The sequence below is a fragment of the Paraburkholderia sp. SIMBA_027 genome, from assembly GCF_046535315.1.
Taxonomy (GTDB): Bacteria; Pseudomonadota; Gammaproteobacteria; order Burkholderiales; family Burkholderiaceae; genus Paraburkholderia; species Paraburkholderia tropica.
The window spans coordinates 1-246 of record NZ_JAWRWY010001338.1 but is presented as its reverse complement, the minus strand read 5'-3'; the positions used below and the strand labels follow the sequence as shown (position 1 = coordinate 246).

Sequence of the window (246 nt, the reverse complement as noted above, 5' to 3'; positions counted from 1 at the left end):
CGCACTTCGAGGAACGTCCGGGCCATACCTTCGAACACGGGGTGTGCGCGGGCCATATCGATGGGCGCTGCGGGCTGTCGCAGTCCACCGTGTCTTCGCACCTTGCGGTGCTGCAGCGCGCGGGACTGATCTCGGCCACCAAGGTGGGGCAGTGGGTGTTCTTCCGTCGCAATGAACCCGTGATTGCCGCGTTCCTGCGGCAATTGAACCAAGACATGTAGCCTGCCGCCGCTACCCAAGCCCGCC

General features: G+C 65.0%; 1 protein-coding gene. It reads left to right on the top strand.

The window, feature by feature from the left end; all coding sequences use genetic code 11:
- Nucleotides 1–221: ArsR/SmtB family transcription factor (locus tag SB764_RS43520; protein WP_410867243.1), on the top strand; the 221-nt coding region annotated here is incomplete at its 5' end.
- Nucleotides 222–246 lie beyond the last annotated feature (25 nt).